At 53.2% G+C, this 6,627-nt stretch carries 13 protein-coding genes and 1 other RNA gene; 8 read left to right on the top strand and 6 right to left on the bottom strand.

Annotated features, from left to right (window positions below; translation table 11 throughout):
- The first annotated feature begins 149 nt into the window (after nucleotides 1-149).
- On the top strand, nucleotides 150-689 hold the full coding sequence (locus J9889_RS16535) for a PLxRFG domain-containing protein (protein WP_210557372.1): 540 nt from the start codon (nucleotides 150-152) through the stop codon (nucleotides 687-689).
- A gap of 44 nt (nucleotides 690-733) precedes the next feature.
- Here J9889_RS16535 and J9889_RS16530 read toward each other — a convergent pair whose 3' ends face one another.
- Together J9889_RS16530 and J9889_RS16525 are read right to left on the bottom strand one after the other, a co-directional pair.
- Nucleotides 734-1,132, bottom strand: coding sequence for a type II toxin-antitoxin system death-on-curing family toxin (locus J9889_RS16530; RefSeq protein ID WP_182785848.1), 399 nt, complete (start codon nucleotides 1,130-1,132; stop codon nucleotides 734-736).
- Complete coding sequence (locus tag J9889_RS16525) at nucleotides 1,132-1,311, bottom strand: hypothetical protein (RefSeq protein ID WP_033137226.1); 180 nt, start codon at nucleotides 1,309-1,311, stop codon at nucleotides 1,132-1,134. The genes J9889_RS16530 and J9889_RS16525 overlap by 1 nt, the downstream gene beginning before the upstream one ends.
- Before the next feature lie 149 nt (nucleotides 1,312-1,460).
- Here J9889_RS16525 and J9889_RS16520 point away from each other — a divergent pair, with 149 nt between their 5' ends.
- Complete coding sequence (locus J9889_RS16520) at nucleotides 1,461-1,664, top strand: hypothetical protein (RefSeq protein WP_111896606.1); 204 nt, start codon at nucleotides 1,461-1,463, stop codon at nucleotides 1,662-1,664.
- Nucleotides 1,665-1,668: 4 nt separating this feature from the next.
- Here the strand turns inward: J9889_RS16520 and J9889_RS16515 are convergent, their stop codons facing one another.
- Together J9889_RS16515 and J9889_RS16510 are read right to left on the bottom strand one after the other, a co-directional pair.
- A complete protein-coding gene (locus tag J9889_RS16515) occupies nucleotides 1,669-2,016 on the bottom strand; it encodes a hypothetical protein (protein WP_210557370.1) in 348 nt (115 codons plus the stop codon).
- 75 nt (nucleotides 2,017-2,091) lie between these two features.
- On the bottom strand, nucleotides 2,092-2,430 hold the full coding sequence (locus J9889_RS16510) for an Arc family DNA-binding protein (RefSeq protein WP_210557368.1): 339 nt from the start codon (nucleotides 2,428-2,430) through the stop codon (nucleotides 2,092-2,094).
- A gap of 156 nt (nucleotides 2,431-2,586) precedes the next feature.
- Between J9889_RS16510 and J9889_RS16505 the strand changes: the two genes are divergently transcribed.
- The 6 genes from J9889_RS16505 to J9889_RS24550 all read left to right on the top strand — a co-directional run bounded on the left by J9889_RS16505 (nucleotide 2,587) and on the right by J9889_RS24550 (nucleotide 5,357).
- A complete protein-coding gene (locus J9889_RS16505) occupies nucleotides 2,587-2,757 on the top strand; it encodes an Arc family DNA-binding protein (RefSeq protein ID WP_210557366.1) in 171 nt (56 codons plus the stop codon).
- A gap of 82 nt (nucleotides 2,758-2,839) precedes the next feature.
- On the top strand, nucleotides 2,840-3,661 hold the full coding sequence (locus tag J9889_RS16500; protein WP_210557364.1) for a KilA-N domain-containing protein: 822 nt from the start codon (nucleotides 2,840-2,842) through the stop codon (nucleotides 3,659-3,661).
- Nucleotides 3,658-4,506, top strand: coding sequence for a BRO family protein (locus tag J9889_RS16495; RefSeq protein ID WP_210557362.1), 849 nt, complete (start codon nucleotides 3,658-3,660; stop codon nucleotides 4,504-4,506). The genes J9889_RS16500 and J9889_RS16495 overlap by 4 nt, the downstream gene beginning before the upstream one ends.
- A complete protein-coding gene (locus J9889_RS16490; protein WP_109421869.1) occupies nucleotides 4,503-4,979 on the top strand; it encodes a hypothetical protein in 477 nt (158 codons plus the stop codon). Before J9889_RS16495 ends, J9889_RS16490 begins: the two co-directional genes overlap by 4 nt.
- Nucleotides 4,976-5,107 carry a hypothetical protein gene (locus J9889_RS24555; RefSeq protein WP_282597955.1) on the top strand — a complete coding sequence of 44 codons (132 nt, stop codon included), beginning with the start codon at nucleotides 4,976-4,978 and terminating at the stop codon, nucleotides 5,105-5,107. The genes J9889_RS16490 and J9889_RS24555 overlap by 4 nt, the downstream gene beginning before the upstream one ends.
- Before the next feature lie 127 nt (nucleotides 5,108-5,234).
- The gene (locus tag J9889_RS24550) at nucleotides 5,235-5,357 is read left to right on the top strand and encodes a hypothetical protein (RefSeq protein ID WP_265182620.1); all 123 of its coding nucleotides are present in this window, start codon (nucleotides 5,235-5,237) and stop codon (nucleotides 5,355-5,357) included.
- 208 nt (nucleotides 5,358-5,565) lie between these two features.
- Here the strand turns inward: J9889_RS24550 and ssrA are convergent.
- Both ssrA and smpB read right to left on the bottom strand, forming a co-directional pair.
- Nucleotides 5,566-5,925, bottom strand: a transfer-messenger RNA (tmRNA) gene (gene ssrA / locus J9889_RS16485).
- A gap of 122 nt (nucleotides 5,926-6,047) precedes the next feature.
- A complete protein-coding gene (gene smpB, locus J9889_RS16480) occupies nucleotides 6,048-6,536 on the bottom strand; it encodes an SsrA-binding protein SmpB (RefSeq protein ID WP_010673973.1) in 489 nt (162 codons plus the stop codon).
- Nucleotides 6,537-6,627: the final 91 nt, after the last annotated feature.

Raw genomic sequence — 6,627 nt, 5'->3', positions numbered from 1 at the left:
TGTTGGTGGAAATAAGAGAGCGTCTGGAATGGGCTGCCGTTTACTTGGCGAAAAATGCCCGTCGAACCAAGCAGCGAAAATCGATACAGAACAGGACCTTAGAAGGAATTTCAAATGAAGTGTTTTCTTAAGGTCCTGTATATGAGCAACTGCTGGGCCCGGTTGCCGGGATTGGCATAAACCTGGCGCGAGGCGCGGGGCAGATGACGGATGGCCACATTCAGCGCGGACTGGAAACCATGTTGCCCAAGTCGATTCGCGACGTTGCCAAGTCCTATCGCCAAGCGACAGAAGGGGAGCAGACCATTAAAGGCGACATCATCATGGATGATGTTTCGACCTGGAACGTCGCCATGCAGGGGCTGGGTTTCGGTAGCGCCCAAATGGCCAAGAATTACGACGCCCGCGAATACATCAAAGGCAAGGAGAAACGCATCGCGGATAAGCGCTCCCAGTTGCTGACCGACTATTACATGGCCCGCAAAAGTGGTGAGATGGACGAGGTGCAAGAGGTACTGGAGCGCATCAAAATGTTCAATTCCATCCACCACCCTCGCGAGCGCATCACCGGCAAGAGCTTGGCCTTGTCGTTTAAGTCAAAGCTTCGCAGCAACGAGCGCACTCAGGGCGGGGTATACCTCAATCGCAACCGGGAGTACCTGAGAGAGGAGGGGCGCTTCGCCGATTGATGGGGAAGGGCGGCCGTCGCTGCGGCCGCCTGATAGAAAGGGCATCAGGAGGTTTTTTGCTCTTCCAACCAAAGCGCGTAAAGGATATCGGCAAACCACTCTTCTGGCAGCTCGCCAAGCACAAGGTCAACCATAGCGTCCGCCAGCTTCTCGTTATCTCTTTCAATCTCGAAGTCGTTGAGGGAGAGATACTCAAGGCAGACCGCGAGTCCGGTGCGCTTATTGGCATCGGAAAAGGCGTGAGCGGTACCGATGGCCATTGCGTACTTTGCGGCGATGAGAAACACATCATTTAGCCCGTTGTAGGCGATGGCGTTGTCGATGCGGCCAAGCGCCCCCTCCAATAACGCTATGCTGGCAGGCCCCTGGTGACCAGGCGACGCACCTAGGATGTAGTGGTTAATCTCCAGCACTCGAGCGGGAGGAAACTGGATGATATCCATTACATATCAGCCAAACGGGTGAAGGTCTTCTCGTGGGTCTTCAGTGTCAGCTTGGTCTCAGACTTGATGATCTGGCGGCCCTCTTCACCGTTCAGGCACAGGTTCTTTTCAGCCTTGATTTGTGGCCGATTCTGCACTTGTGGCAATCCATATTTGTTGCTGACGGTGTTGTCTTTCATGCTGTGGCTACCTCTTGATGTCGCATGGTGAGACTTTACCATAAATGGTAAAGCGACAACCTGTGGGATGTCCAATTCCGTTGCGCGGCCCTGGCTTGCCCCGGACCACAGAGGGTAAGCTGGCCCACTGACCAGTGAGGCCCCTGACCATGTGGATACTGTTTGCACTGATAATGATGGTAGTGGCGCTGAAAGCGTTCAGTTTCAGCTTCACCCTGGCACTTATTCCTTTTGCAGCAGGATGCTGGTGTTTCAGCAAATCCAGCCGGAGCGATCTGGATGACTTTATGGCATTCAGCTTTTTTATTGCTCTGGTTGGATTTGCATTGAATGTGTTGATATCAGTTTGGTGAATGGCTAGTAGCAGCCATATTCGTTACAGGTCTGACTGAAAGCATTCCCATCACTGTCGATGCCATTCGTGATAGTTGAATTGCCGATCCTCGTTGAGGTGCTGTTCCAGGAATTACCATCTGCATCACGACCGTTGGTGAACGTACTACTGCCAATACGCTGACTTTCTTGGCTCCAGCGTGAACCGGTTCTGGAGTTGTGACCGTTAACATATGTGGTATCCCCCAAACGCTGCACATCGTAGGTGTTTCCTTGGTCGTCATAGCAGGTTTTCAGACTGCCAGAACCAATACATTCAGCGTTGGCTACGGTGGAAACCACCAACAAGGCCGCGAAAATTGCATTGCGCATCAAGACTCTCCTTTTCCTATCAGCAAAATTCAATTCTGAATCGTTTGAGCCTACACGTCAGCGACCAAGATCACATCAGCTCTTCTTGTTTTTCATTTCCTGCCTGATGTAGTCCAGCACTTCCTGTATTTCCTCGCGCCGAACGTAAGGGGTATAGCGAGGATCATCCTTGTCGATCTCGTGAGGCGTGAGGACAGTGCCGGGTGGCAGTGTAAATGCAGAACGATTGATGCTCATGCCCTCGATGATCTTCACGCCACTATCAGCAATCTCGGCATCTTCATCAAAAGTCCGCTGCAATCGGTAGACGATCTCTGCGTTCATGGTGCGTCCTGACGCATCAGCAGCCTCATGGATGGCGTTATGTAGATCTCTTGGTAGGCGCAGGGCCGTTCTTTGGATGTCCTTGCTCATGCTGCAACAGTGACTCTCGTTTGTTTATATGCCCCCATTTTAACAACAATGATGGTTGAATTCATACCGGCATCAAAAGGTTGTTGACGGCTTCGCTGATCGGCTTCATAGTAAAGCCTGTTGTCACCAAAATAAATTCACTGAGAGGGTAGATAGATGGAACAAGATAAGATTAAGAACACGTCACTGCGCTTGCCGCGTGAGATACGCGATTGGTTAACGAACCGAGCAGCAGATAACTGCCGCAGCTTCAACGGTGAGATCACGATGATCCTGAAGCAGCAGATGGAGAGGGAGCAAGAGAGTGAGAAAGCAGAGTCGGCCTGATGCCAGAAAGAGTTCGACCCCAACTGGTGGAACAGTTGAGGCCGAGGATGTAAACCAAAACCGCAACGTTAAGGACTACGGTATGACTATACATCAATCTGATAGACAAACGAAAGTTAACGCCCTCGTTATCGAGAGCCATTCTATCGCAGTGAAGGCTGATGGCATGTATTGCCTCAACGATCTGCACAAGGCTGCTATGGCGCTAGGCAAGGCGACCGAGCATCAAAACCCGGCTAAATTTATGCGCAATGCTGAAGTTATGGCGTTTGTTGCAGCAGTGGAGTTAGAAAGCCAAATTTGTCCTACTAAAACAGTGAAGGGCAGAGGCAAGACTGGCACTTGGGCTGTTGAGCTTGTCGCTATGAAATATGCAGGCTGGATCGATGCTTCATTTGAAGTGCAGGTCTATGCCGCAGCTCAAGCCCTGCGCCACGGCGACATTGAAAAGGCGGTTGAGCTCTCTGGCAGCAAGGCAGCCAAGGCTGCGCTGGATGACATGCGCTTGGCCAAGGCTGTCACGTTGCGCGCCCAAGCGCTCGATCAGCAGATCAAGAATGCTCAGGCCATTTGTAATCTGCTCCCCCACCTGAGTGATGTGTCTCGCCAGACCATTACCGCATCACTGGTGAACCCGGTGGCGGGCGCTGACATCATCCCGCTGCCATTGCTCACTGAGCATTACTACACAGCCACTGAGGTGGGTGACCGCTACGGCATCAGCGCCAACAAGGTGGGGCGCATCGCCAACGAGCACAACCTGAAAACCGAGCAATACGGGAAGTTCTTCTTGGACAAGTCACGCAGCTCGACCAAGCAGGTGGAGACCTTCCGCTACAACGAGGCTGGGGCCGAGGCGGTGGGCGTCATCATCACTGCGCTGGAAGTTGGGGGTGCGGCATGAACCTTCATCAGCAAACCAAAGTTTTGGCAGGGCCGCAGAATGACGGCGGCAGCCTGATCATGAAGTCTTTCGAGAACTACCAGATCCGCATCATCACCGACGAACAGGGCGAGCCTTGGTTTGTGGCCAGCGATGTTGCCGCCGTACTGGGGTATGCGCAAACCAACAACATGAACAAGCTGATTGATGAAGATGACAAGAACAAGAGGGTGCTCCAAATTGGAGGAAACTATGTCAATCAATCACTTATAAATGAGTCAGGCCTCTATCACGCCATCTTCGGCAGCACGAAATTAGAAGCCAAACGCTTTAAACGCTGGGTCACCTCCGAAGTGCTGCCGAGCATTCGCAAGACAGGCAGCTATGGCGCACCGGCCGCCAACCTGCCTGACTTCAGCAACCCGGCCGCCGCTGCTCGCGCTTGGGCTGAGGAGTACGAGCGCGGTCAGGTGCTGGCTATTGAGAACAAGCAACAGCAAGCGCAGATCGACTCACTCGAGAGCCTATTCCGCCAGGGTATGACCATCCCACAGTTCTGCAAGATGCTCAACGGCGTCAACTCTCAGCAGGTGTGCGCCTATTTTGAAGATCGCGGCTGGTTGTACAACGAAAGCCGTTCCGGCAAGCGCTGGCGCGCCGCATCTTACGCCCGTGACACCTACCTCACCGAGGAGCAGCATGAGCAGAAGCGGCATGGTTTCGACCCCTTCATCTATTTCACGCCTGTGTTGTTGCAGAAGGGGGCGGTACGGATCTATCAGATCTACCTGAAAGGTGAGCTCCCCATGAAGAAGGATTGGGACGGTCTGTTCACCCAGGACAAAGTGATCAAGGGGGCCGCATGAGCAGCCAGCCTATTTACCCAGTTTTTAGATTCAGAGATAGCGTCAGTGACGGTGAGAAGGAAAGACGCCTGTCGGGGTTTCGTGATGCCATGCAATCTGTGTCACTGGCTCTCAGCATGAGTGAAAGCCCCCCAATTGTTTTGAGTGCGGCAAGAACAACGCTGGCTGCTGCGTACCTGTTATTCAACGGTAGGGCATTCAACAATGGCACTGTCAGTAAGCTGCTCACACTGGAGGATATTGAGTGGACAATGAGCTGCACGCTCGAAGCTGAGTTTTATGGCGAGGGCGGAAGTAAAATCACTGCGTCTAAACTGACAGAGCTGTACATGTGCCTGACTGTAATTGATGACCACACATGCTGGCTTTCAGAGGCCGGGATTGGGGTGATGGATGGCCTGATGATGAGTACCCTTGGCGTGACATTTGTGATGCCAGACTTCGTCACCGAGTTCATGGGAGGTCTGCAATGAGCGCCGCCCAACTGCAGGTTGAGTTGAATGCCCTGCTGGGGGAATTGGAGGTTATCGACCTCTGTCCTCAGGATCGCAGGGCGCTTGTTGACAGGATCCAGAGCATGATGCCTGACCTGGCTGAATGATACTGATGGGGCTACGGCCCCATTTTTAATACCCAAATCAGTCCGAAAATGATAAATTCAAGGAGTGTACTGTATGGGTATACAGTGTTTCACAGTCGAGAGACTGGGAGAGCAAGGGGGAGATCGGATGGAATCACTACTAAGCGAACTGGAAGAGTTTGTTGAGACGCTGGACCTGGCGCCTGAGGAGGAGAGCAAGATCGCGCGCATTCTGGAAAAACTACGCGATGAAGCCACCGCGTCAGCGTGACGCGGAAGGATTCGGATTGGCCCGCCACTGTGCGGGCTTTTCTATGCCTGGAGGGTAGAAAAGAAAAAAGCCTGCATTTCTGCAGGCTTTCTTGCTCTTGGATCACCATTGGATCATTTTGATTCCAGTTCTGGGCCAGTCACTGTCGCTATGTTTTTGCTAAGTGGCTGTTTTTTCTGGGTTTGTCCTGTCGGTGTCCTAGTTAAATTGGTGGAGCTGGGGGGATTTGAACCCCCGTCCAAAATTACTACATCCTCGGTACTACATGCTTAGTCACTCTTTACATTCGCCAACACGCTGCGGAGAGACACGCCACGCATTGACTAGCTCGATTGGTTTTAATGCTTCCGCCCCGAGCAGGACTTCCACACGATCCTGTGAAGGATGACCTTCCATTTCCCTAGGACACAGGCAAGCTAGGGGAGAAGGGCTCAGCGCAGGTTATTAAGCTGCGAGTGCGTAGTTTTCGTCGTTTGCGACTATTTTTTTGCGGTTTATTAACGAGGCCTACCGCACCTCGGCATGCACCTTGGGTTTCGTGAATCTTGTCGAATCCAGAATCAGCCCCAAGTTGTCAAAAGGGATTGTACGCAAAAATCCTGTCATGGCAAGGCGTTGATGGCAATCGACCGGCCTTGGCCGGTCGATTGCTGGTTTATTGGTCGCCGCATGGGGGCCGGCGGCGCACAATCAACCGCGGTGCTTGTTCTTCATGATGCGGGCTTTTTCCCGATCCCATTCACGGGCCTTGGTGTCTTCCCGCTTGTCGTGTTCTTTCTTGCCCTTCACCAGGCCGATCTCGACCTTGACCCAGCACGCTTTCCAGTAGAGGGCCAGCGGCACTATGGTGTAGCCCTGACGAGCGGTCAGGCTCTCGAGCTTGTCGAGTTCACGGCGACTGAGCAGCAATTTGCGGGTGCGGGTCGGATCGCATACCACGTGGCTGGAGGCGGCGTTCAGCGGCAGGAAGCTGGAGCCGAACAGGAAGGCTTCCCCCTGCATGAAGATGACATAGGCTTCGCTGATGTTGGCCTTGCCCGCCCGCAGGGACTTCACTTCCCACCCTTGCAGGGACAGGCCGGCTTCCACGCGCTCTTCGATGAAGTACTCGTGACGGGCGGTTCTGTTGAGTGCAATGGTGCTGGACCCGGCTTTGTTTTTACTGTTTTTTTTGCTCATGACGGGGGCCTTAGGCAATGTTTAGGAAGGCGCATTATACGTGGGTGGCGGCGGCTGTAAAACGCACAGCGCTCCGAGTGGCGGCTTTGTG

The organism is Aeromonas sp. PrichA-15 (assembly GCF_017939245.1).
GTDB lineage: Bacteria > Pseudomonadota > Gammaproteobacteria > Enterobacterales > Aeromonadaceae > Aeromonas > Aeromonas caviae.
The sequence above is the reverse complement of the archived record's forward strand: the minus strand, read 5'-3'. Positions and strand labels throughout refer to the sequence as shown.

Bases quoted from the DNA above. Each gene is read 5' to 3' on its own strand.
- J9889_RS16520 (WP_111896606.1), top strand. From the start codon at position 1,461: ATGTGGATACTGTTTGCACTGATAATGATGGTAGTGGCGCTGAAAGCG.
- J9889_RS16510 (WP_210557368.1), bottom strand. From the start codon at position 2,430: ATGAGCAAGGACATCCAAAGAACGGCCCTGCGCCTACCAAGAGATCTA.
- J9889_RS16490 (WP_109421869.1), top strand. From the start codon at position 4,503: ATGAGCAGCCAGCCTATTTACCCAGTTTTTAGATTCAGAGATAGCGTC.
- smpB (WP_010673973.1), bottom strand. From the start codon at position 6,536: ATGAGCAAAAAAAACAGTAAAAACAAAGCCGGGTCCAGCACCATTGCA.
- J9889_RS16515 (WP_210557370.1), bottom strand. From the start codon at position 2,016: ATGCGCAATGCAATTTTCGCGGCCTTGTTGGTGGTTTCCACCGTAGCC.
- J9889_RS24550 (WP_265182620.1), top strand. From the start codon at position 5,235: ATGGAATCACTACTAAGCGAACTGGAAGAGTTTGTTGAGACGCTGGAC.
- J9889_RS16505 (WP_210557366.1), top strand. From the start codon at position 2,587: ATGGAACAAGATAAGATTAAGAACACGTCACTGCGCTTGCCGCGTGAG.
- J9889_RS16495 (WP_210557362.1), top strand. From the start codon at position 3,658: ATGAACCTTCATCAGCAAACCAAAGTTTTGGCAGGGCCGCAGAATGAC.
- J9889_RS16530 (WP_182785848.1), bottom strand. From the start codon at position 1,132: ATGGATATCATCCAGTTTCCTCCCGCTCGAGTGCTGGAGATTAACCAC.
- J9889_RS16525 (WP_033137226.1), bottom strand. From the start codon at position 1,311: ATGAAAGACAACACCGTCAGCAACAAATATGGATTGCCACAAGTGCAG.
- J9889_RS16500 (WP_210557364.1), top strand. From the start codon at position 2,840: ATGACTATACATCAATCTGATAGACAAACGAAAGTTAACGCCCTCGTT.
- J9889_RS24555 (WP_282597955.1), top strand. From the start codon at position 4,976: ATGAGCGCCGCCCAACTGCAGGTTGAGTTGAATGCCCTGCTGGGGGAA.